General features: G+C 73.3%; 22 protein-coding genes. 3 read left to right on the forward strand and 19 right to left on the reverse strand.

Features of this window, described 5'->3' with window-relative positions; translation table 11 throughout:
• Positions 1–50 precede the first annotated feature (50 nt).
• Both JQX11_RS25855 and JQX11_RS25860 read left to right on the forward strand, forming a co-directional pair.
• On the forward strand, positions 51–458 hold the full coding sequence (locus JQX11_RS25855; protein ID WP_204927555.1) for a DNA-binding protein: 408 nt from the start codon (positions 51–53) through the stop codon (positions 456–458).
• Positions 459–854: 396 nt separating this feature from the next.
• On the forward strand, positions 855–1,205 hold the full coding sequence (locus JQX11_RS25860; RefSeq protein ID WP_204927556.1) for an MmcQ/YjbR family DNA-binding protein: 351 nt from the start codon (positions 855–857) through the stop codon (positions 1,203–1,205).
• A 105-nt stretch (positions 1,206–1,310) separates the two neighbouring features.
• On the opposite strand, the gene argH is transcribed toward JQX11_RS25860, so the two are convergent.
• The 10 genes from argH to JQX11_RS25910 all read right to left on the reverse strand — a co-directional run bounded on the left by argH (position 1,311) and on the right by JQX11_RS25910 (position 13,129).
• Positions 1,311–2,774, reverse strand: a complete 1,464-nt coding sequence (gene argH, locus JQX11_RS25865; RefSeq protein WP_204927710.1) for an argininosuccinate lyase — start codon at positions 2,772–2,774, stop codon at positions 1,311–1,313.
• Positions 2,775–2,866: 92 nt separating this feature from the next.
• Positions 2,867–3,376 carry an arginine repressor gene (locus JQX11_RS25870; RefSeq protein ID WP_204927557.1) on the reverse strand — a complete coding sequence of 170 codons (510 nt, stop codon included), beginning with the start codon at positions 3,374–3,376 and terminating at the stop codon, positions 2,867–2,869.
• Entirely contained in the window at positions 3,373–4,302 is a 930-nt protein-coding gene (gene argF / locus JQX11_RS25875; RefSeq protein ID WP_204927558.1) for an ornithine carbamoyltransferase, read from the reverse strand. The genes JQX11_RS25870 and argF overlap by 4 nt, the downstream gene beginning before the upstream one ends.
• Positions 4,299–5,501: an acetylornithine transaminase gene (locus JQX11_RS25880; protein ID WP_204927559.1), complete on the reverse strand. Its 1,203-nt coding sequence runs from the start codon at positions 5,499–5,501 to the stop codon at positions 4,299–4,301. The genes argF and JQX11_RS25880 overlap by 4 nt, the downstream gene beginning before the upstream one ends.
• Complete coding sequence (gene argB / locus JQX11_RS25885; protein WP_204927560.1) at positions 5,498–6,424, reverse strand: acetylglutamate kinase; 927 nt, start codon at positions 6,422–6,424, stop codon at positions 5,498–5,500. Before argB ends, JQX11_RS25880 begins: the two co-directional genes overlap by 4 nt.
• Positions 6,421–7,593, reverse strand: a complete 1,173-nt coding sequence (argJ, locus tag JQX11_RS25890; RefSeq protein WP_204927561.1) for a bifunctional glutamate N-acetyltransferase/amino-acid acetyltransferase ArgJ — start codon at positions 7,591–7,593, stop codon at positions 6,421–6,423. The genes argB and argJ overlap by 4 nt, the downstream gene beginning before the upstream one ends.
• Before the next feature lie 115 nt (positions 7,594–7,708).
• Positions 7,709–8,710, reverse strand: a complete 1,002-nt coding sequence (gene argC / locus JQX11_RS25895) for an N-acetyl-gamma-glutamyl-phosphate reductase (protein WP_204927562.1) — start codon at positions 8,708–8,710, stop codon at positions 7,709–7,711.
• Between the two features lie 242 nt (positions 8,711–8,952).
• Positions 8,953–9,750, reverse strand: coding sequence for a hypothetical protein (locus JQX11_RS25900; protein WP_232378600.1), 798 nt, complete (start codon positions 9,748–9,750; stop codon positions 8,953–8,955).
• Complete coding sequence (locus tag JQX11_RS25905; protein WP_204927563.1) at positions 9,747–11,885, reverse strand: hypothetical protein; 2,139 nt, start codon at positions 11,883–11,885, stop codon at positions 9,747–9,749. The genes JQX11_RS25900 and JQX11_RS25905 overlap by 4 nt, the downstream gene beginning before the upstream one ends.
• 419 nt (positions 11,886–12,304) lie before the next feature.
• Positions 12,305–13,129, reverse strand: a complete 825-nt coding sequence (locus JQX11_RS25910; RefSeq protein WP_204927564.1) for a hypothetical protein — start codon at positions 13,127–13,129, stop codon at positions 12,305–12,307.
• Positions 13,130–13,300: 171 nt separating this feature from the next.
• Here JQX11_RS25910 and JQX11_RS25915 point away from each other — a divergent pair, with 171 nt between their 5' ends.
• Positions 13,301–14,179, forward strand: coding sequence for a Crp/Fnr family transcriptional regulator (locus tag JQX11_RS25915; RefSeq protein WP_232378601.1), 879 nt, complete (start codon positions 13,301–13,303; stop codon positions 14,177–14,179).
• Between the two features lie 54 nt (positions 14,180–14,233).
• Here the strand turns inward: JQX11_RS25915 and pheT are convergent, their stop codons facing one another.
• The 9 genes from pheT to JQX11_RS25960 all read right to left on the reverse strand — a co-directional run bounded on the left by pheT (position 14,234) and on the right by JQX11_RS25960 (position 22,594).
• Positions 14,234–16,780, reverse strand: a complete 2,547-nt coding sequence (pheT, locus tag JQX11_RS25920; RefSeq protein WP_204927565.1) for a phenylalanine--tRNA ligase subunit beta — start codon at positions 16,778–16,780, stop codon at positions 14,234–14,236.
• A gap of 40 nt (positions 16,781–16,820) precedes the next feature.
• On the reverse strand, positions 16,821–17,900 hold the full coding sequence (pheS, locus tag JQX11_RS25925) for a phenylalanine--tRNA ligase subunit alpha (RefSeq protein ID WP_204927566.1): 1,080 nt from the start codon (positions 17,898–17,900) through the stop codon (positions 16,821–16,823).
• Between the two features lie 170 nt (positions 17,901–18,070).
• Complete coding sequence (locus JQX11_RS25930) at positions 18,071–18,952, reverse strand: TrmH family RNA methyltransferase (protein ID WP_204927567.1); 882 nt, start codon at positions 18,950–18,952, stop codon at positions 18,071–18,073.
• Between the two features lie 31 nt (positions 18,953–18,983).
• Positions 18,984–19,376: a 50S ribosomal protein L20 gene (gene rplT / locus JQX11_RS25935; protein WP_088645192.1), complete on the reverse strand. Its 393-nt coding sequence runs from the start codon at positions 19,374–19,376 to the stop codon at positions 18,984–18,986.
• 32 nt (positions 19,377–19,408) lie between these two features.
• Complete coding sequence (rpmI, locus tag JQX11_RS25940; RefSeq protein WP_026267805.1) at positions 19,409–19,603, reverse strand: 50S ribosomal protein L35; 195 nt, start codon at positions 19,601–19,603, stop codon at positions 19,409–19,411.
• A 19-nt stretch (positions 19,604–19,622) separates the two neighbouring features.
• Positions 19,623–20,273 (reverse strand): translation initiation factor IF-3, encoded by a 651-nt coding sequence (gene infC / locus JQX11_RS25945; RefSeq protein WP_204927568.1) that lies wholly within the window; start codon positions 20,271–20,273, stop codon positions 19,623–19,625.
• A gap of 412 nt (positions 20,274–20,685) precedes the next feature.
• A complete protein-coding gene (locus JQX11_RS25950; RefSeq protein WP_204927569.1) occupies positions 20,686–21,156 on the reverse strand; it encodes a PH domain-containing protein in 471 nt (156 codons plus the stop codon).
• A 282-nt stretch (positions 21,157–21,438) separates the two neighbouring features.
• Positions 21,439–22,284 carry an ATP phosphoribosyltransferase gene (hisG, locus tag JQX11_RS25955; RefSeq protein ID WP_204927570.1) on the reverse strand — a complete coding sequence of 282 codons (846 nt, stop codon included), beginning with the start codon at positions 22,282–22,284 and terminating at the stop codon, positions 21,439–21,441.
• Positions 22,285–22,330: 46 nt separating this feature from the next.
• Positions 22,331–22,594, reverse strand: coding sequence for a phosphoribosyl-ATP diphosphatase (locus JQX11_RS25960; RefSeq protein ID WP_067305135.1), 264 nt, complete (start codon positions 22,592–22,594; stop codon positions 22,331–22,333).
• Between the last annotated feature and the right edge of the window lie 65 nt (positions 22,595–22,659).

Raw genomic sequence — 22,659 nt, forward strand, 5'->3', positions numbered from 1 at the left:
CGTTTGAACGTTTCGTTGACAACGTCCCGTTGATGGATTGGGATGGGGTGATGAGCGACGCCTTCACCGCACCCGACGCGAGCCGCGCCCGGGCCGAACGGACCTACGCCGCGCTGTACCGGCTCAGCGAGCGGCACGCCGACACCGACGCCCGACGCCGTCGGCACACCAACCCGCACCTCGCCGACCCCTGGGAAGCGGTCTGCGTGGTCACCGCGCTCGCCGCTGGCGGGGTCGTGCCGGACACCGACGAGGAGCCTGTCGACGGGGCCGATCTGACGGCCGCGCTGACCCTGGTGCCACACCTGCGGGCCGAACTCGACGTGCTGGAGGCGGGACTGCTGACGACGGCGAGGGCCCGGGGACTGACCTGGCAGGCGATCGGCCACGGCCTCGGCCTGGGCAGCGCGCAGGCCGCCCGGCAGCGCTACGAACGCCTGGTCAGCCGGACCGCCTGACTGCCGACACGACGCCGTCAACGCCGGCCGCCACCCCACTACTTGGAGTAGTCCGCTGGCCGTCGCCACCTCTCCCCCTGCGACGCTTTGCTCTGCTGACCTCGACGCGACAGACACCGCGAGTAGCGGCTGCCATTCGGAGCTGCCGCCTCAACTCCTACGAGAATCGCAGGTCAGAAGGATGGTGCGGAAAGGGCAGCAGAGCAAAGGAGGCGAGGAGATGAGGGCGCCCCAGGAGCAGACGTCACTGAGCGTAGCCACGCCGCCCTGATTACCTAACGTGTTCTCCAACCGTCCGCCAGCGGCGACGCGGCGGCAACGGTCAGGACTGCCGACCAGCCGGAGCAGGTCGGTTCGGGGAGACTGGGCCGACCACCACCGCACCGGGAGGACACCATGACCCGCGAGGAGATGCTGGCGTACTGCCTCGGCAAGCCGGGGGCCTGGCTGGACCGGCCCTGGGAGGGCGACGAGGTGGTGAAGGTGGGCAGCCGGATCTTCGCGTTCCTCGGCGCACCCGACGGCACCGCCAGGGTCGGGGTGAAGTGCGGCCCGAGCCGCGAGGTCGCCGACGAGTGGCTGCACCGGTTCCCCGCCGACGCCCGACCGATGCCGTACGTCGGCCGCTCCGGCTGGAACGCGCTCGACCTGGGCGGCGCCATCCCCGACGACGAACTGGTCGAGGCGGTCGACGGCTCGTACGAGGCGGTGGTGGCGAAGCTGCCCCGCCGCGAACGCCCCACCTGACCGGCGGCCACCCGCACGACCGGCCGGGACGCGGACCGGCCGGACCGCGCCCGGTCGCCCGCGCGCCCCGGACCACGGGACGACGGACGACCGGCGCGGGTCAGCTCAGCGGGGGACGACCCGCTCGGCGGCCCACTCCCGCCAGCCGGTGAGCTGGTCGGACGCGGCAGCGAGCTGGTCGGCGACCGGGCCGGGGCCGGTGGAGCCGGGGGTGATCCGGGCGGCCAGCGCCGACCGGACCGACAACACGTCACGCACCGACGGGTCGAGGTGCTCGCTGACCGCCACCAGATCGGCGTCGGACACGTCGTCGAGGGCGCAGTCGCGGGCCGCGCAGAGCGCCACCAGCTTGCCGGTGATCTCGTGCGCATCGCGGAACGGCACGTTGCGCCGCACCAGCCAGTCGGCGACCTCGGTGGCGAGCGAGAAGCCCACCGGCGCGGCGGCGACCAGGCGGTCCACCCGTACCGTCATCGTGGAGATCATCCCGGCCAGCGCCGGCAACAGCAGCTCCAGGGTGTCGACCGCGTCGAACGCGGGCTCCTTGTCCTCCTGCATGTCCCGGTCGTAGGCCAACGGCAGGCCCTTGAGCATCGTCAGCACGCTCATCAGCCCACCGACCAGCCGGCCCGACTTGCCCCGGGCCAGCTCGGCGATGTCCGCGTTCTTCTTCTGCGGCATGATCGACGACCCGGTGGCGAACGCGTCGTCCAGCTCGACCCAGCCGAACTCGTGCGACGTCCAGAGCACCACCTCCTCGCCGAGGCGGGACAGGTGCACCCCGACCAGCGCGGTGACGAAGAGGAACTCGGCGACGAAGTCCCGGTCGGCGACCGCGTCCATCGAGTTGGCGAACGACGTCCGGAAGCCCAGCTCCTTGGAGACCGCCACCGGATCCAGCGGCAGGCCCGAGCCAGCCAGCGCCCCCGCACCGAGCGGGCTGACCGCCGTCCGGTGGTCCCAGTCGCGCAGCCGCTCCAGGTCCCGCAGCAGCGGCTGGACGTGCGCCAGCAGCCAGTGCCCGAAGGTGACCGGCTGGGCGTGCTGGAGGTGGGTCATCCCCGGCGCCGCCGTGTCGACGTGCCGTTCCGCCTGCTCCACCAGGGCATCGGCCAGCTCGACCAGCCGGGCGGCCACCCCCCGGGCGTGGTCCCGCAGGTAGAGCCGCAGATCGGTGGCGACCTGGTCGTTGCGGGACCGGCCGGCGCGCAGCTTGCCACCGAGACTGCCCAGCCGCTCCAGCAGGCCCCGCTCCAACGCGGTGTGCACGTCCTCGTCGTCGATCGTCGGGCGGAACTGCCCGGACGCGCAGGCCGCCTCCAGGTCGTCCAACGCGGCCAGGATCCTCCCCAGCTCGTCGGGGTCGAGCAGCCCCGCGCCGGCCAGCACCCGGGCGTGCGCCCGGGAACCCGCGATGTCGTACGGGGCGAGACGCCAGTCGAACTGGACGCTCACCGACAGCCGCGCCAGGGCCTCGGCGGGGCCACCGGCGAACCGGCCACCCCACAGGCTCGTCCGGTTCGTCGCGGCGCTGTTCTCGGTCAGGCTCTTGTCGTCCACGCCGCTCATTCTGGCAGTGCTCACCTTTCGCTCCCCGACGGTGGGGTACACGCCCCCGGGTGTCGGCTCGTCCGTCGTCTGTGAACCCGTGACCCGGCCGGTCACGGGGTGTTCGTCTCGCCGCCGTCGTCGCGGCGGGCCCACCCGGCGAGCTTCTCGCCGAGCGCGGCCCCACCGTCGGCCTCCCGGGCCACCACGAGGATGGTGTCGTCACCGGCGATGGTGCCGACCACCTCGGCCAGTCCCGCCCGGTCCACCGCGCTGGCCAGGTAGTGGGCCGCGCCCGGCGGGGTGCGCAGCACCGCGATGTTGCCGCTGGAATCGACCCCGTTGAGCAGTTCCCGCAGCAGCCGGATCAGCCGGGCGGGAGCCGCCTCGGCGTCACGCAGCGGCCGGTGGCCGTCCTCGGGGATCAGGTAACCGGCCCGCCCGTCGCCGCCCCGGGCCTTCACCGCACCCAACTCCTCCAGATCCCGGGAGAGGGTGGCCTGGGTGACCTGCACCCCGTCGGCGGCCAACAGGTCGGCCAGCTCGGTCTGGGAACGGATCGCCCTGGCCCGGATCAACTCGACGATGCGGGCGTGCCGGGCGGCGCGGGTCGGGGCGGTCATGATGAGGAGGCCTCCAGGAGAAAGGTCAGCAGCGCCTTCTGGGCGTGCAGCCGATTCTCCGCCTGGTCGAAGACCACGCTCTGCGGGCCGTCGAGCACCTCGCTGGTGATCTCCTCGTCCCGGTGCGCGGGCAGGCAGTGCAGCACCTTCACGTCCGGCCGGGCGTGGCCGAGCAGCGCCGTGTTGACCTGGTACGGCAGGAACGGGGTGATCCGGTCCAGCCCGTCGTCCTCCTGCCCCATCGAGGTCCAGGTGTCGGTGGCGACCACGTCGGCGTCCCGGACCGCCTCCACCGGGTCGACAAGCGCCCGTACCGATCCGCCGGTGCCGGCGGCGATCTTCCCGGCCCGGTCCAGCACCCCCGGATCGGGCTGGAACCCGGCCGGCCCGGCGACCCGCACGTGCATCCCGGCGGTCGCCCCGGCCAGCAGGTACGAGTGCGACAGGTTGTTCGCCGCGTCCCCCACGTACGCCAGGGTCCGCCCGGCGGTGCCGCCGCAGTGCTCGCGGACGGTGAGCAGGTCGGCCAGGAGCTGGCACGGGTGGTAGCCGTCGGTCAGCGCGTTGACCACCGGCACCGTGGCGTGCTCCGCCACCTCGGCGATCCGGTCGTCGCCGTGGGTACGCAGCACGATGGCCGCGACGTAGCGGGACAGCACCCGGCCGGCGTCGGCCAGCGTCTCGCCCCGCCCGAAGTGGGTGACCTGGGTGTCCACCACCAGCGGATGGCCGCCGAGCTCGGCGATGCCGGCGTCGAACGAGATCCGGGTGCGCAGGCTCTGCTTGTCGAACAGCACCGCCACCGAACGCGGCCCGGCCAGCGGGGTGAACCCGAACCGGTCGGCCTTCATCCGGGCGGCCAGGTCGAGCACGGCCGACTGTTCGGCCGGGGTGAGGTCGTCGTCGGCCAGCAGGTGCCGGATCATGTGCGGGTCTCCGTCGGGGTCGGGGTGGAGTTGGGGGTGGCGGCGTCGAGGGCGGCGGGGAGGGCGGCCAGGAACGCGTCGACCTGCTCGGCGGTGAGGACCAGCGGCGGGGCGAGCCGGATCACGCCCGGCTGGACCGGGTTGACCAGGAACCCCGCCGACCGCAGCGCCTCGGCCACCGGGCCGGCGACCGGCGCGGCGAGCACGATACCGAGCAGCAGCCCGGCCCCGCGTACCTCGGCCACCAGCGGGTGGCCCAGCGCCTCGATGCCCCGGCGCAGCCGTTCACCGGTGCGCTTGACGTGGTCGAGCAGTCCCTCGCTGGCGATCGTGGAGACCACCGCGAGGGCGGCGGCGCAGCTCACCGGGTTGCCGCCGAAGGTGGTGCCGTGCGACCCGGCGCGCAGCAGCTCGGCGGCCCGGCCGAAGGCCAGGCAGGCGCCGATCGGCAACCCGCCGCCGAGCCCCTTGGCCAGGGTGACGACGTCCGGCTCGACCCCCTCGGCCTGGTGGGCGAACCAGTCCCCGGTGCGCCCGATCCCGGTCTGCACCTCGTCGAGGACCAGCAGGGCACCGTGCCGGGCGGTGATCCGCCGCGCCTCGGCCAGGTAGCCGGGCGGCGGGACGACCACCCCGTTCTCGCCCTGCACCGGCTCCAGGATCACCATCGCCGTCGCGTCGGTGACGGCCGCCGCCAGCGCCGCCACGTCGCCGTACGGGACGTGGTCGACGTCGCCGGGCAGGGGACGGAACGGGTCGGCCTTCGCCGGCTGGCCGGTCAACGCCAACGCCCCCATGGTGCGGCCGTGGAAACCGCCGACGGTGGCGACGACGTGCGACCGGCCGGTGAGCCGGGACAGCTTGAACGCGGCCTCGTTGACCTCCGCGCCGGAGTTGGCGAAGAACACCCGACCGGGCCGCCCGGCCAGCGCCAGCAGCAGTTCCGCCAGCGCCACCGGGGGTTCGGCGACGAACAGGTTGGAGACGTGGCCGAGGGTGGCGACCTGTTTGGACACGGCGGCCACCACGGCGGGGTGGGCGTGCCCGAGGGAGTTGACCGCGATGCCGCCGAGCAGGTCGACGTACTCCCGGCCGGCCTCGTCGACGACGACCGCGCCCGAGCCGGAGGCCAGCGCCAGCGGCGGGGTGCCGTAGTTGTCCATCATGGACTGCTGCCAGCGTTCCACCAGCGTGCTCATGAACCGACCGTGCCTTCCTGGTTGGTGGACCCGGTCGGGGTGTCGACGACCATCGTGCCGAACCCCTCCGAGGTGAAGACCTCCAGCAGCGTGGAGTGGGCGACCCGGCCGTCGACGACGTGCGCGGCGGGCACTCCCCCGCGCACCGCCCGCAGGCAGGCCTCCATCTTGGGCACCATCCCCGCCTCCAGGGACGGCAACAGCGTCGCCAGCGCCTCCGTGTCGATCTCGCTGACCAGGCTGGCGGTGTCCGGCCAGTCGGCGTACAAACCGGCGACGTCGGTGAGGACGACCAGCTTGCGGGCTTCCAGGGCGATCGCCAGCGCGGCGGCGGCGGTGTCGGCGTTGAGGTTGTGCAGCACCCCGTCGGCGTCCGGCGCGACGGTCGAGATGACCGGGATCCGGCCCGCCGCGATCAGGTCGGTCACCGCCGAGACGTCCACCGACTCCACGTCACCCACCTGACCCACGTCGACCGCCTCACCGTCGACGTACGCGGGCCGGCGCACGGCGGTGAACAGGCCGGCGTCCTCGCCGGACAGGCCCACGGCGAACGGACCGTGCGCGTTGATCAGGCCGACCAGTTCCCGGCCGACCTGACCCACCAGCACCATCCGGACGACGTCCATCGCCTCCGGCGTGGTGACCCGCAGGCCACCCTTGAACTCGCTGGCGATGCCGAGCCGACCGAGCATCGCCGAGATCTGCGGCCCGCCTCCGTGCACCACGACCGGCTTGAGCCCGGCATAGCGCAGGAAGACCATGTCGGCGGCGAAGGCCCGTTGCAGGGCCGGGTCGACCATCGCGTTGCCGCCGTACTTGACCACGACGGTGGCCCCGGAGAACCGGGCCAGCCAGGGCAGCGCCTCGATCAGCGTCTCGGCCTTCACCTGGGCCCGGGTGAGATCCGCGGACAGGCTCATGTCGAGTACGCCGAGTTCTCGTGCACGTACGCGTGCGACAGGTCGTTGGTCCAGATCGTGGCCGCCGCCGCGCCGGCGTGCAGGTCGATCCGGATGGTGACGTCCCGCCCCGTCAGGTCGACCTTGGACCGGTCCTCCGCGGCGGCACCGCCCCGGCACACCCAGATCCCGTTCACCGCCACGTCCACCGCGTCCGGGTCGAACGCGGCGGCCGTGGTGCCGACGGCGGCCAGGATCCGCCCCCAGTTCGGGTCGTTGCCGAACAACGCCGTCTTGACCAGGTTGTTCCGGGCCACCGAACGGCCCACCTCGACCGCGTCGTCCTCGTCGGCGGCACCGACCACCTCGATGGCGACCTGCTTGGTCGCCCCCTCCGCGTCGGCCACCAACTGCTGCGCCAGGTCATGACAGGCCGCGGTGACCGCGGCGGTCAACTCCGCCTCGTCGGGCTCCACCCCGGACGCCCCACTGGACAGCAGCAGCACCGTGTCGTTGGTGGACATGCACCCGTCGGAGTCGACCCGGTCGAAGGTGACCCGGGTGGCCGCCCGCAACGCCGCGTCCAGCAACTCCGGCCCGGCCACCGCGTCGGTGGTCAGCACGCACAACATCGTGGCCATGCCGGGGGCGAGCATGCCCGCGCCCTTCGCCATCCCGCCCACGCTCCACCCGGTGCCCCGGGAGACGGTGGTCTTCGGCACGGTGTCCGTCGTCATGATCGCCTCGGCGGCGGCCGGGCCGCCGTCGCGGGCCAACGCCCGGATCGCGGTACGCACCCCCGGCAGCAGCTTGTCCATCGGCAGCCGCTCGCCGATCAGGCCGGTCGAGCAGACCGCCACGTCACCGGCACCGAGCCGCAGCCGGGGGCTGGACGCGGTGAGCGCCGCGGCGGTGTGCTCGGCGGTGGCGTGGGTGTCCTGGAAACCGGCCGGGCCGGTGCAGGCGTTCGCGCCACCGGAGTTCAGCACCACCGCGCGGACCACGCCGCCCCGGACGACCTGCTGCGTCCAGCGCACCGGCGCGGCCCTGACCCGGTTGGTGGTGAAGACGCCGGCCACTCCGGCGTCCGGACCGTCGTTGACGACCAGGGCGACGTCGGTGGCCCCGCCGCTCTTCAACCCGGCCGCGACACCGGCCGCACGGAAGCCCCGAGGGGCGGTGACACTCACGGGACAGACCTTTCGTTCGCGACTGCGGGGCTCCGCTGCGCTGCGCTCCTCGCGCTCACCGATGCTGACTGTCTGTTCGCGACTGCGGGGCTCCGCTGCGCTGCGCTCCTCGCGCTCACGGGGCAACTCCAAAGAGGGGCAGGCCGGTGGTTTCGGGGAGGCCGAGCATCAGGTTGGCGTTCTGCACCGCCTGGCCGGCGGCGCCCTTGCCGAGGTTGTCGATGGCGCTGACCACGATCACCCGGCCGGAGTCGACGTCGACGGTGGCCTGGAGGTGGCACGAGTTCGCCCCGGCGGTCGCGGCGGTGTGCGGCCACGCCCCCTCGGGCAGCAGATGCACGAACGGCGCGTCGGCGTACGCGTCGGCCAGCACCGCACGCGGGTCGGCATCGCCGGTGGGCACGGCGGTGACGGTGGCGAGGATGCCGCGCGGCATCGGGGCCAGCACCGGGGTCAGCGACAGCCCGGTCGCGCCGGTGGCCTGCTTGATCTCCGGAACGTGCTGGTGGGCACCCACCTTGTAGGGCGACAGATCCCCCATCACCTCACTGCCGAGCAGGTGCGCCTTGGCGGCCCGACCGGCCCCGGAGGTGCCGGAGGCGGCCACCACGACCACGTCGGCCGGCGCGACCGCACCGGCGGCGATCAGCGGCGCGAGGGCCAGGGTGATGGCGACGGCGTAACAGCCGGTGTTGGCGACCCGGGTCGCCCCGGCGATCGCCGCCCGCTGGCCGGGCAGCTCCGGCAGGCCGTACGTCCACGCCCCGGCGTGCGGGCCACCGTAGTAGCGGGACCAGGCGTCGGCGTCGCGCAGCCGGTGGTCGGCACCGAGGTCGACCACCCGCACCGACTCGGGCAGTTCGGCGGCGAGCGCCGCCGACTCGCCGTGCGGCAGAGCCAGGAAGACCAGGTCCGCGTCGGCCAGCGTCGCCGGATCGGTCGCCGCGAACGTCAGGTCCAACCCCACGAGCTGCGGGTGTACGGCGGTGACCGGCGCACCGGCCTGGCGGTGCGCGGTGGCGGCGACGAGGTCGAACTCGGGGTGACCGGCGATCAGGCGCAGCAGCTCGCCCCCGGCGTAGCCGCTCGCCCCGGCGACCGCAACTCGGATACCCATTCTAACCTCCGCATGACTATGCAGAGAAGGTTAGCCGCCGCCCCAGTCAGATGCAACTTAATACGCTCCGCCGCATGAGCATGACATGACCGGCACCGCCCTCACCCCCGATCGCGGTGATCGACTCCGATGGGCCGACGTAGCGCCATCGATCCCCGCCGACACCGCTACATCCGCCCACAGGAGCGGCGTGCGAAGAGGTGGCCGGGTCCCGGTTGCCGGACCGGGACCCGACCACCGGCTCAGTTCGCCTGTTCGGCGAGCCCGTGCTGCCGCTGGTAGGTGCGCAGCGCCGCGTCCCACGCCTCGGTGTACTCCGACGGGCCCATGCCCAGATCCGAGTGCCCCTGCAGCGCCTCACGGAGCAGGCTGACCAGATCGGGCACCGCACCCCGGCGCTCCTGCACGTAATGGGCGAAAACCTCGGCAAAATCATCACCGGTCAATCGGGCGGCGTGCGAGGTCACCGGGTCGTCCTCCATGCTCTGCAGTAACGCGCACCAGCGTCTGGTCAACTCGTCCACCTGACGCGCCCGGATCTTCTGCAGCTCGTGCTCGCACTCCATCCAGATCCGGTTCTCCCAGTACGGGCGCAACCGCTCCCGGACCCGTTCGTCCGGGATCACCCGGACCTGCACGCCGAAGTGCGGCTCCGGCCCGACCCGGGGCCAACGCTGGTTGGCCAGCCGCTGGTTGAGGGCCTGTTCCAGTTCGTGCGAGCGGTGCGGCTCGTGGGCGCGGCCCAGGTCCAACGCCTGGTCCCGCAGGATGCCACCGGCCCACGGCAGGTAGCGCTCCGCCCGGAACCGCAACTCGTCGTAGCTGATGTTCTGCGCGGTCCAGGAATAGACCGCGTGCAGCCGGAAGTCGAAGGCGTCGCCCTTCGCCGGCACGAGCAGGGGGGCGGGCACGTCGTGCCGGTACGTCACCCACCCCGTCGGGCGGGCCACCGGCGCGACCGGCGGGAACAGCACGTGCCACCACCGACGTCGCGGGGGCGCGGACGGGCGGATACCGGAATCACCGGACTGGGTCGTCATCTCTGCTCCTCGTCGATCAGTCGTCGCACGTCGTCCAGCAGGGAGTTACGGGGCATCACCGGCCGCCACACGTGATGCAGCTGGTGGTCGAGCCGATGCCGCAGCGACGGCCGGCCGGTGATCACCAGGCGCAACAGGTCGAGACAGCGCCCGGCCACCTCGGGCTGCCCGTCCGCGCCGCTGAGCCACCAGCCGAGGGTGCGCCACGAACGGTAGGCGGTCTCCGGCAGGCTCAACGCGGTCGCCCAGAGGGTGGCGAGGTCCGCCATCCCGACAACACCCTGCCCGGCCAGGCCGAGCAACTCGGGCCAGTGCTCCCGGGGCGGCGGCGCCCACCGTTCGGCGAGCACCCGCAGCGTCCGGGCGGCGTGCAGCCGCGCCTCCGGGTCATCCGACCGGGTCCAGTCGATCAGCGTCGTCAGCAGAAGACCGGGCTGACCGCCGACATGGACCTCGACCAGCCCCCGCACCACCGAGTTGTGCCACCGCTGCGTCCGGGCCTGCGCCACCCACCACAGATGGACCAGCGCCGCGTCGGGCCAGAGCCGGGCCAGCCCCAGCTCGTACGCCCGGGCGACGGTGTCCCGCAGATGGGCCGCCGATCCGCTGGCCCACCTGTCCAGCTCGGCACGGACCCGGTGCCCCAGGGCCGGCTGCACCGCCATCGCGACGACGGCGACGGCTGCCGCCTGCCGCACCGCCGCCCGGGGTTCCGCAGCCAGTCCTGCGACGGTGGCCAGTGCGGCACCGACATCGCGACCCGCCGACCAGCCCAGCGCCCCCGCAGCGAGCTGCCGGGTCTCCGGCACCTCTGCCCTGGCCAGGCCGGCCAGCCAGTCCAGCAGTTGCTCCGGCAGCCACCAGTCGGTCCAGGCCACTTCCAGCAACACCGACCGGAGCTGCTCGTTGGCGGCCTGGAACGCGATCCGCGTACCGCCGGCCGTCCCCCCGTCCTCGATCCGCACGGCCCGCCGCAACGCCACGCCCAGCAGGTTGTCGAGCACCGTGCCCCGCATCCGGGTGCCGCCCACCGGTGGACCACCGCCCGTCTCCGCCCCCGCGACCGGGGCCGGGGCCGGGGTGGGCGCCTGAGCCGGCACCGGGGCCGGCGTGACCGGCTCGATCAGCGCCCACGCTGCCTGCCGGATCTCGGCGACCGGCCGGCCGGCCAGCACCGCGCAGGAGACCCGGAAGGCACGGATCTGCTCGGCGGACCAGCCCTCGACCGTCTCCTCCACGTCGAGGATCTGCGCCGCCCACTCCCGCTGGTGGCGGGGCAGCAACTGGGCGAGCCGCGCCCGCAGCGAGGCACCCCTCGGAACCCGTAACGCGATGTCCTCCACCAGAGGTGCCAGGTCCTCCGGCCGTGGTTCACTCGTCAGGTACGCGTGCAGCTCGGGATGCGTGGTGCACTCCTCGACGTACCCGTCCAGGCATCCTCCATCGCAGTCGTTCCCGCATTCACCGACACACCTGTTGGACAGCGCGGACCGCAGCTGCGCCCCGAACACCTCGGCGGCCGCAGCGGGACGGTGCTCCACCAGGTACCCGGCGAGTTCGCTGCGCCGTCGGGAGAAGTCCCCCACCAGGACGATCGTCATGTCCAGGTTCTTCGCCCGGGTCGCCAGCCCCATCAGGGTGGGGCCGTCGACGTCGCGCACCCCGGCGTCGTCGAGCGGCAGCACGTAGCCGTACCCGCCGGGGATCGTGACGTCCGAGGCGAGCAGGTCGCCCGGTTGTTTCACGCCCCCCAGCAGGCACACCCTGGCCAGCCCGTGCCGACGCGCGGCAGCCAGCCGGGCCGAGGTGAACCGTCCGCTCGCGGGCGGCCCGGAGAGGCAGACCAGATGCTGCTGTCCGAGCCGACGGTCCAGTTGCTGATCGCTCGACGTCGAGGCGTACGCGTCGGACAGCTCCCGCACGGTGCCTTCAGTGAAGGTCTCGAACCAGATACGGGCCGACCGACCGTCACGGACCGCACCGACGTTCACCGTGCCGACGGCCATCGCACCGTGACCGGTCGCGTTCTGGCCGGCCACCCGCATGTCACCGGCGCTGATCGGGCCGTTGCCGAGCAGCCCCTGCACCTGCCGGAGCACCTCCTCGGCATAGAGCGGCTCCGCCGGCTCATCCACCGGCGACTTCTTGTCCGAGGCCCGGCCGACCGGCTTGCGGTCGGGGCGGTCCGCGCGCTCGGACCGGTCGACGTGCTCGGGCCGGTCCGCGTGCTCCGGCCGGTCCACGTGCTCGGCCCGGTCCGCGTGCTCCGGGTGAGCAGCGCGCTCCGGGCGGTCGGGAGAGTCGTGCGCCGGGGTGGACCGACCAGCTCGGGCCGGGGCGGACCGGTCGGGTTCCACCGGAGTGGCCGGTGCCGCCACCGGTGCGCCGCCGGACGGGGCAGGTCGGGTAGGCGGGGCCGAGGCAGCCGGCTGCGGGTGGAGGACTTTGGCAGAGCCCTTCGGCGATGGGACAGGCCCCCCGTTCGGGGTGGGGCCGACCGGGCCCGGTACGCCCGCCGCCGGCGCGGTGGCGGGTGCGCCCGGGTGCGGACCGGTCACCGGTCCCTGCCGTCTCGGTCGGCACGCAGGTTCAGGTCACGGCCGATCTCGCCGATCGCCATCGCGCCGGCGCCGATGGCGTTCTGCCCACGCACCCGGATGTCGCCGGTGCGGATGCCCGGCTCGACCGCCGGGGCGGGGCGGGCCCGCCGCCCGGTGTCGGACTGCCCGGCAGGGCGCGCATCGACCGGATCCCCGTCGGTAGGGGCCGGCCCTTCCGGCGGCGGCCACGCCGACATGTCCTCGTCGACCACGTAGAGCCAGGCCGGCTCCCGGAACTCCTTCTCCGGATGCTCGACCTCGATCCGGCGGAACCGTTCCGGCCGCATCTCCTCCGGGTACTCGCAGACCACGTCGCGGTACATCTCCGTCGAGACCACCAGCGCCACGCCGGCGTCGGGGAACGCGGCCAGCGCCTGGCGCACCGGCTTGGCGTCGCAGAGCCGGCAGACATGCACGACGGCGTGGCCGGGGAAGCCGTTCGCGCCGTCCAGGTGCACCAGGCCCTGGTGTACGGCCACCCGCAGCCGGATCCGCGCGGCGGGCGTCCGGCTGCTGTTGAACGCGCGTAGCCGCCGGTTCAGCTCCGGCACGAACCGGCCGATGACCCGGGACTCCGGCACGTCGCGGGGCAGGATCGCCAGCTCGCCGTCCCCGGCCTGTTGGGTGGCCCAGGTGACCCGGTCCAGGCCGACGTCGGTCGCCGCCGCCTGCAGGAGCGTGTGGAAGTTCTGCTGTGCCTCGTACTGCTGAAGATTGCTGCGCCGGCTGTACCGTTCCATGTCCACAGAGATCAGCAGACGCCGTTCGGGATGTCGCATGGGCACACCCTTCGTCGTCAGCCCGCTCGGCGAGCGGGCACCACCGTGCCCATGGAAACCGCCCCGCAGGGCGCAGACCCCCTAGAAGTACGGCATCGCCGGGACTGTCGGTATCCGGTCATCCCATCGTGGACAGATGTCGTGCTAGGCCGGGTCGGTTGTGCTGGGAACATGTGGACGAACCTGACCGAACTGCTCCTGGCGCTCGGGCTCTCCCCGCCCGTGATCCTGGCCCTGGTGGTCGCCGAGACCCTCGCGGTCCGTCGCGGGGCGGTGCGAGCTGTGTCAACCCGGATACGCTTCGGCACCTCTCGTCTGCTGAGGAGGATGCCGGTGCTGATGCGGCAACCCCATGTCCCCACCGACGGCGACTGGCCGTACGGGACCTTCCTGCAACGGCTCGACCGCCCGGTACGGGACGCGTTGCTGGCCACCGGCGTCCGCCGGCAGGTACCCGCCGGGCAGATCCTCATCCAGGAGGGTCGCCACGAGGCGTACCTGGTGCTACTGGAGGACGGCCTGACGAAGGTCACCGCTTCGCTGCCCGACGGGCGGACCGCCCTGCTGTCGTTGCGGGTCGGCGGTGACCTCGTGGGTGAGATGTCGGCGCTCAACGACCATCCCCGGTCGGCGACGGTGACCACCTGCGGCCCCACCCGCTACAGCGTCATCCAGCCGGCACAGTTCAAGGCATTCCTGCGCGACCATCCCGACGCCGCCCTCGAACTGGCCGCCATGGTCTCCGACCGGCTGCGCTGGTCCAACCGTCGCCGGATCGACTTCTCGTCGTACCCGGTGAAGATCCGGGTGGCCCGGGTGGTGGCCGAGCTGTGCCGCTCGCACGGCCGGCAGGACCGCGACGCCATGGTCATCGACGTCCGGTTGACCCAACCGGAACTCGCCACCATCTGCGGCGCGGCCGAGACCTCCATCCAGAAGGCGCTACGGGAGCTACGCGCCGAGGGGCTGGTGGAGACCGACTACCGGCGGATCACCGTCCGCGACCTTTCGGCCCTGCGTACCTGCGGGGAGATCACCGACGACACGTGACCGCGACGGCCCCGACCCGGAGACCGGGTCGGGGCCGTCGTCGGCTGTCACACCTCAGGCGCCGCGCAGGGTCGCCCCGAACCGCTGGGCGGCCACGGCCACGGCGGCGTCCCGCGCGGCCACCGCCTCCTCCACGGTCAGCGTCCGGTCCGGTGCCCGGAAGGTGAGCTTGTACGCCAGCGACCGGCGACCCGCGCCGAGCGACTCCGACGCGTACACGTCGAAGAGCCGGGCGTGCTCCAGCAGCTCACCCGCGCCCTCGACCAGCGCGGCCCGGACGTCGGCGGCCGCCACCGTGTCGTCCAGCACCAACGCGACGTCGATCAGCGCCGGGGGGAACCCGGACACCGTCGGCGCGGACACGACCGGTGCCGCCGGCAGGGCGTCCAGGTCCAGTTCCATGGCGCTGGTCCGGCGGGGCAGTTCCAACGCGGCCAGCACCGCCGGGTGCAGCTCACCGGCGTGACCGACCACCTCCCCGTCGACCAGCAGCGCGGCGCAGCGGCCGGGATGCCAGGGCGCCCGCTCGGCGGCCCGCACCTCGATCCGCTCGGCCGGCAGGTCGGCGGCGGCCAGCACGGCCCGGCCGGCCTCCACCGCGTCGGCCCAGCCGGCGGCGCGGCCCGGCCCCCACCAGCCGGCCGGCTCCACGTCCCCGGTGAGCACCACCGCGACGTGCCGGGGCTGGGCGGGCACCACCGCGTCGGCGGCGGCGAACTCGGCGTCGGTGGGACGGCGGTCCACCCCCATGGCCGGCGGCGCACCCACGCCGGGACGTGGGTGGAACACCGCCCCGATCTCGTAGAGCGCCAGGTCACGGTGACCCCGGCCCAGGTTGCGCTTGAGGATGCCCAGCAGCGGGCCGAGCAGGGTCGTGCGCAGCAGCGGCTCCTCCTCGGACAGCGGGTTGGCCAGCCGTACCGCTGGCCGGCGCGGATCGTCGGCCGGCAGCCCGAGCTGGTCGGCCAACTCCGGGGCGACGAACGGCAGGGCCAGCACCTCGACGTAGCCGCGCTCGGCGAGCGAGCGGGCCACCGCCCGACGGCGACGCTGCTGCCAGGTCAGCCCCCGGCCGGGGGGCGCGGTGGGCAGCACCGACGGCACCCGGTCGTACCCGTCGAGGCGGACCACCTCCTCGACCAGGTCGGCCGGGTCGGTGAGGTCGGGCCGCCAGGTCGGCGGGGTGACGGTGAGCACGTCACCACCACCGGCCGTCGTCGCGACCGTGCCCGCGTCCTCGGCCAGCCGGTCGGCACCCCGGATCACCGTGCAGCCCACCTGCTCCAGCAGGTCGACCACCCGCTGCGGGGAGTAGTCCACCCCGACCCGGCGCGACGGCAGGTCGACCGGGAGGACGACCTGCCGCATCGGCCGGACGTGGTCGAGGTCGAGGATCTCCGCGCCGGCCTCGCCCCCGCCGTGGGTGGTGAGCAGCTCGACGGCACGCTGGAGGGCCACCAGCGGCAGCGCCGGGTCGACGCCCCGCTCCCACCGCTTCGCCGCCTCACTGAACAGCTTGTGCCGGCGGGCCGTACGGCCGACCATCACCGGGTCCCAGTGGGCGGCCTCCAGCAGCACGTTCGTGGTGCCGCCGACCACCTCGCTGGTCTCGCCGCCCATCACCGCGGCCAGCGAGATCGGGCCGGTGTCGTCGCAGATCACCATGTCCTCGGCGGTGAGGGAGCGGACCACACCGTCCAGGGTGGTCACCTTCTCGCCCGCCTCGGCCCGGCGCACCACCAGCGGACCGGTGAGCCGGTCGGCGTCGAAGGCGTGCATCGGCTGGCCCAGTTCGAGCATCACGTAGTTGGTGACGTCCACCGCCAGGGAGATGCTGCGGACCCCGGCCACGGTCAGCCGCTGCCGCATCCAGCCGGGCGTGGCCGCCGTCGGGTCGACCCCCCGGACCATCCGGGCGGTGAACCGGTCGCAGCCGACGGTGTCGCGCACCTGCACCGGGTACGCCGGCTGCGCCGTACCGGCCGGCGCGGGCACCCGGCCTGGGTCGCGGAAGGCCACCCCGAGGGCGTACGCCAGCTCCCGGGCGATGCCGCGCACGCTCAGCGCGTACCCCCGGTCGGGGGTGATCTCCAGCTCGACCACGACGTCGTCGAGGCCCACCACGGGGCGGGCGTCGTCGCCGGGCCGGGCCGGGGTGTCCGGCGGCAGCACGATGATGCCGGAGTGGTCGTCGCCGAGGCCCAGCTCCATCGCCGAGCAGATCATGCCGGCCGACATCCGACCGTACGTCTTGCGCGCGCCGATGGTGAAGTCGCCGGGCAGCACCCCGCCGGGCAGGATCACCACGACCCGGTCGCCGGGGGCGAAGTTACGCGCCCCGCAGACGATCTGCTGCAACTCGCCGGTGCCGTTGGCGGTGCCCACGTCGACCAGGCAGTGCCGGATCGGCTTCTTGAACCCGGTCAGCTCCTCGATCTCGCGGACCTCACCGACGACCAGCGGACCGGTGACCGTGCGGCGCAGGTCCACCACGGACTCGACCTCGATGCCGAGGTCCACCAGGGCCTGTTCCAGGTCCTCGGTGGGCAGGTCGACGGGGAGGTCGACGTACTCCCGCAGCCAACTGACAGAAACTCGCATGACTCAGACCACCGTCTCCGTGACTCGTACCCGCATCGCCCTACGCCCCGGCCCCGAACGCGCGGGTGAACCGCACGTCACCCTCGGCCATGTCCCGCATGTCGCTGACCCCGTGCCGGAACATCACCGTCCGGTCGATGCCCATGCCGAACGCGAACCCGGAGTAGACCTCGGGGTCGATGCCACACGCCCGCAGCACCCTCGGGTTGACCATGCCGCAGCCGCCCCACTCGACCCAGCGCGGGCCGTCGCGGTGCTCGGGGAACCAGACGTCGAACTCCCCCGACGGCTCGGTGAACGGGAAGTAGTGCGGACGCCAGCGGGTCTTGGCCCCCTCGCCGAACATGGCGCGGGCGAAGTGGTCGAGGGTGCCACGCAGGTGCGCCATCGTGATGCCCCGGTCGACCACCAGGCCCTCGACCTGGTGGAAGACGGGCGCGTGGGTGGCGTCCAGCTCGTCGGTGCGGTAGACCCGGCCGGGCACCACCACGTAGATGGGGGGCTTGCGGGTCAGCATGGTGCGCGCCTGCACCGGCGAGGTGTGGGTGCGCAGCACCAGGCCGGAGGTGTCCGCGCCGGGCGGGGGTGCGATGTGGAAGGTGTCCATCAACCCGCGCGCCGGATGGTCGGCGGGGATGTTCAACGCGTCGAAGTTGGTCCACTCCAACTCGACCTCGGGACCCTCGGCCACCTCGTAGCCCATCCCGACGAACAGGTCGCTGATCTGCTCCATCAGGGTCGACAGCGGGTGCCGCGCCCCCCGGGGCCGCCGGTCGTACGGCAGGGTCACGTCGACCCGCTCCTCGACCAGCACCCGGGCGGCCTGCTCGCGGTCGAGCACCTCGGCACGGGCCGCGTAGGCGGACTCGACGGCCCGCCGGGCCTCGTTGACCCGCTTGCCGGCGTCGGACTTCGCGGCCGGCGGCAGCGCGCCGATCTCCCGGCGGGCCAGCGACACCGGGGACCGGTCGCCGAGGTGCGCGGGTCGCAACGCGGTCAACGCGTCGGGGTCGGCGGCGGCGGCGAACGCCTTCTCGGCGTCGGCCACGGCCCCGGCCAGGGCGGCCGGGTCGAGCAGGGCGACCTGCTTCGGGTCGTACGGATCGTTGCGGTAACTCATGGCGTACGGGCACTCCCTCACGGCGGCGCCGGCCCTTCCGGGCGGCTAGGCGAGTCTACGGACGCGCGGCGGTGCCGCAGCCCGCCGGTGGGAGTTACGCGCGGAGGAAGGTCAGGCCCACCGCCCGCCGACACCGGCGGGCTGGCTAAACGAACGCCGTGGCGCGTTCCTCACGTGACCGGCTCCCCTGCTGGGTGTGCGCCCGACCGGGGTCGGCGCAGTGCTCGGGCTGAAGCGTACAGGCAGACGGCGGCGGCCGCAGCCAGGTTCAGGCTCTCGGCCCGCCCGTGCAGCGGCACCCGGACCCGGGCGTCGGCGGCGGCGGTCAGCTCCCCGGGCAGGCCGTGCGCCTCGGCACCGAACAGCCAGGCGGTGGGGGCGGCGAGCCGACCCCGGTCGGCGAGGTCGTCGAGGTCGCTGTCGCCGTACCCGGTGGTGGCGAGGACGGTGAGCCCGGCGGCGCGCAACGCGTCGACCACGGCCCCGGGGTCGCCGGCGCGGACCACGTCGACGTGGAACAGGCTGCCGGCGGAGGCCCGCACGCACTTGCCGTTGTACGGGTCGACGGTGTCGCCGGCGAAGACCACCGCGCCCGCGCCGGCCGCGTCGGCGGTGCGCAGCACGGTGCCGGCGTTGCCCGGGTCACGGATGCCGGCGAGCACCGCGACCAGGCGGGGACCACGCGCCAGGGCGGCGTCCAGCGGCACGTCGAGGTGCCGGCAGACGGCGACCACGCCCTGCGGCGTGACGGTTTCGGTGAGCGCGGCCAGGGCCTCGTCGGTGACCTCGGAGACGGGCAGGTCGACGCGGGCGGCAGCGGCCGCGAGGTCGGCGTGCCGGTCGAGCGCGGCCGGGGTGCCGAACAGCTCCACCACCGTGCCGGTGCGGTCGAGGGCCTCGCGGACGGCCTGCGGTCCCTCGGCCAGGAACCGGCCGGTGGCATCGCGGTCGCGCCGGCGGTGCAGCCGGCGGGCGGCGACCACCCGGGGCGTACGCGGCGTGAACGGGCCGGTGACGGCGTCGAGGCGTCTCCCGCGCGGTGGTGACTGCATGGGAGACGCCTCGATCTGCTGCCGGGGTGGGTCAGGCGGCCTGGGCCGCGGCGCCACCGGTGCCCTCGGCCGCCACGGCGGCGCGGGCCAGCTCGACGATCGCGGCGAACGCCGCGGCGTCGTGGACGGCCAGGTCGGCCAGGATCTTGCGGTCGACCTCGATGCCGGCCAGGCGCAGGCCCTGGATCAGCCGGTTGTAGGTCATGCCGTTGGCCCGGGCGCCAGCGTTGATGCGCTGGATCCAGAGCTGCCGGAAGTCGCCCTTGCGGTCGCGACGGTCCCGGTAGGCGTACTGCATCGAGTGCAGCACCTGCTCCTTGGCCTTGCGGTACAGCCGGGAGCGCTGACCGCGGTAACCGCTCGCGGTCTCCAGCAGGGTACGACGCTTCTTCTGGGCGTTCACAGCCCGCTTGACGCGTGCCATCTCAACTCCTTGTTAGGTAAAGGTGGCGCGCGTCAGCGGCCGAGCAGCTTCTTGATGCGCTTGACGTCGGCCTTGGCCAGCTCGACCGTGCCGGTCAGCCGCCGGGTCTGGGTGGACGGCTTCTTCTCCAGGTTGTGGCGAAGGCCGGCCTGCTGGGCGACGATCTTGCCCTTGCCGGTCACCTTGACCCGCTTGCCCATACCCGTGTGGCTCTTCATCTTCGGCATGTGGAACGTCTTCTCCCTGTTACTGGCCGCTGGTGTCAGCGGTCGGGCCGGTCTCGCCGGCTGCTGCGGTCTCGCCGACCACCGGGGTCGCGCCACCTGCCGGGGCGGCCGATTCCTCCGCGGCCCGGTCCCGGGGGCCCCCACGGGACGCCGTGGCGGCGACCGCGGATGCCTTGACGGCCCGGTGCGGAGCGAGAACCATGATCATGTTACGGCCGTCCTGCTTCGGAGCGGCCTCGACGTATCCCAGGTCCGTGATCTCGGACTCGAGCCGACGCAGGAGCCGGTAACCCAGCTCCGGGCGGCTCTGCTCCCGACCGCGGAACATGATCGTCACCTTGACCTTGTCGCCGGCCTTGAGGAACCGCACCACGTGACCCTTCTTGGTCTCGTAGTCGTGCGGGTCGATCTTCGGCCGGAGCTTCATCTCCTTGATGACGGTCTGCTGCTGGTTACGCCGCGCTTCGCGCGCCTTGAGTGCGCTCTCGTACTTGAACTTGCCGAAGTCCATGAGCTTGCACACCGGCGGGCGCGCCATCGGCGCAACCTCGACCAGGTCCAGGTCGACGTCCGCGGCCAGCTGCAGGGCGCGCTCCAGCGGGACGATGCCCACCTGCTCACCCTCAGGGCCGACCAGTCGGACCTCACGTGCCCGGATCTGCTCGTTCACGCGTGGTTCGACGCTGATGTGGCCTCCTCGAGTCGAGTCTGCTGCGTGGCCGACCCCGCGCGGCCCCCGGGTGGGGGCGACCCGGAAAGCAGAAGGCCCCGGCGCATGCCAGGGCCCGCTCGACCGGTCGTCACGATCACATGATCGCGCATCCGGTGCCGGGACGAACCCGGAACCGGTGACCGGACCCGGCCACCTCAGGGGCGACTCGGGTGGGAGCAGGCGCTCCGCTTCGGGACCACCCACACGCCACAGGCGGGGGCAGTCTGGTCGACGTGGCAACACTACACCCCGGCGCAGCCATCCCCCAAACCGGGCCCGCAGGTCAGCACGGTACGAGAACCCCGGTAGCGGCCCTCCAGACGGTCAGCGGGCCAGCGGGCCGGCGGAGGCGGCTCCTCGGCCGGGACGGTCAGCGGGCCGGGGTGCCGCCGAGGCCGGCCAGGTGGGCCTGGTGCAGCCGGCGCAACGCGCGGACCCCGTCGACCGCGATCTCCTTGTCGGCGGCCTGGAGCGCCACCATCGGCAGCAGGTCGTCGTCGTGCAGCTCCAGGCTGGCCCAGGGCGCGCCCCGGTCGAAGCGCACCCCCCGGACGACCTCCCAGGGCAGCTCGTACGAGCCGAGGATGTTGCGCACCCGGACCCCCCGGGCGTCCGCCTCGACCCGGGGCCGGGTGAACAGCAGGATGCCGAGCGCGCCGAGCACCCCGAGGCCGACCATGGCAACCTGGTCGCCACGCTGGAAGGTGCCGTAGCCCTCGCCGGTCGCCCCGGTCAACGAGGTGGCCACCAGGCTGAAGACCACCAGCAGGGCGATCGCCGAGGCCCAGCAGACGACCCGGATACGACGCGGCCTGAGACGGATCAACTCGGTGTCGCTCACCGCTCCAGTCTGCCACCCGACCCGGACGGCGTCGCGTCGCCACCCACCCCCACCAGCCCCGCCCGGTTCGAGCGGGCCTGGTCGGACTGGTCGGGGCCGGACGGGGCGGGCGAGGGCGGGGCGGGGGCAGGGCGGGCTGAGGCAATGGGGCCGATACAGCGGTATCCGTGGGGGATGATGCCGCTGTATCGTCCCCATTGCCGTTGAGCACGAGGGCCGTTGAGCACGAGGGACGTCGAGCACGAGGGCGCGACGGGTGGTACGGGCCGCCGGGCGGTCGGATCAGAGCCGGCAGGCGTGGATGTTGGTGACCAGGATGGCGCGGGCACCCAACTCGTACAGCTCGTCCATGATCCGGTGGACGTCGTCGCGGAGCACCATCGCCTGCACGGCGACCCAGCCCTCCCGGTGCAGCGGGGAGACCGTCGGCGACTCGATGCCCGGGGTGAGGCCGCTGGCCCGGTCGAGCAGGCCCGCCGGCACGTCGTAGGCGAGCATCACGTAACGGCGGGCCACCAGCACCCCGTGCAGGCGACGCAGCAACTGCTCCGCCTGCGGGTGGGCCGGCGCGTCGGCCCGGCGGACCAGCACCGCCGAGGACCGCAGCAGCGGCTCCCCGAACACGACCAGTCCGGCCTGGCGCAGCGTCGCGCCGGTCTCCACCACGTCGGCGACGACGTCGGCGACCCCGAGCCGGATGGCGTTCTCCACCGCGCCGTCGAGCCGGATCACGTCGGCCTTGACGCCCAGTTCGGCGAGGTACCGCTCGACCAGCCCCGGGTACGCGGTGGCGATCCGGTGACCGCCCAGCTCCTGCACGTCGCCGACGTCCTCGGGGCGGGCGGCGAAGCGGAAGGTGGCCCGGCCGAAGGCCAGGTCGACCACCTCCTCGGCGGGCGCACCGGAGTCGATCAGCAGGTCCCGGCCGGTGATCCCGACGTCGAGGTCACCCGAGCCGACGTAGGTGGCGATGTCCTTCGGGCGCAGGTAGAAGAACTCGATGTCGTTGGCCTCGTCCGGGCAGACCAGGTCCTTGGGGTCGGTGCGCTGGCGGTAGCCCGCCTCGCGCAGCATCTGGGCGGCCTTCTCGGCCAGGGCCCCCTTGTTGGGTACGGCGACACGCAGCATGACGGAGTGCTCCTTCGATCGGATCAGATCAACGACGCGGGCGCACTCACAGATGTCGGTAGACGTCCTTCAGCTCCAGACCGCTGGCCAGCATCAGCACCTGCACCTGGTAGAGCAGCTGGGAGATCTCCTCGGCGGTGCGCTCCGGGCCCTCGTGCTCGGCGGCCATCCACGACTCGGCCGCCTCCTCGACGACCTTCTTGCCGACGAAGTGCACCCCCTTGGCCAGGGCGTCGACCGTGCCGGAACCCGGCGTGCCGGCGGCTGCCTTGGCCTGGAGCTCGGCGAACAACTCCTCGAACGTCTTCACGGAACCGGATTCTTCCAGCCACCCACCGACGCCGTGCGCTCCGGGTCCGGCCGGGTCGCCCTGCC

Source organism: Micromonospora humida (assembly GCF_016901255.1).
Classification (GTDB): domain Bacteria; phylum Actinomycetota; class Actinomycetes; order Mycobacteriales; family Micromonosporaceae; genus Micromonospora; species Micromonospora wenchangensis.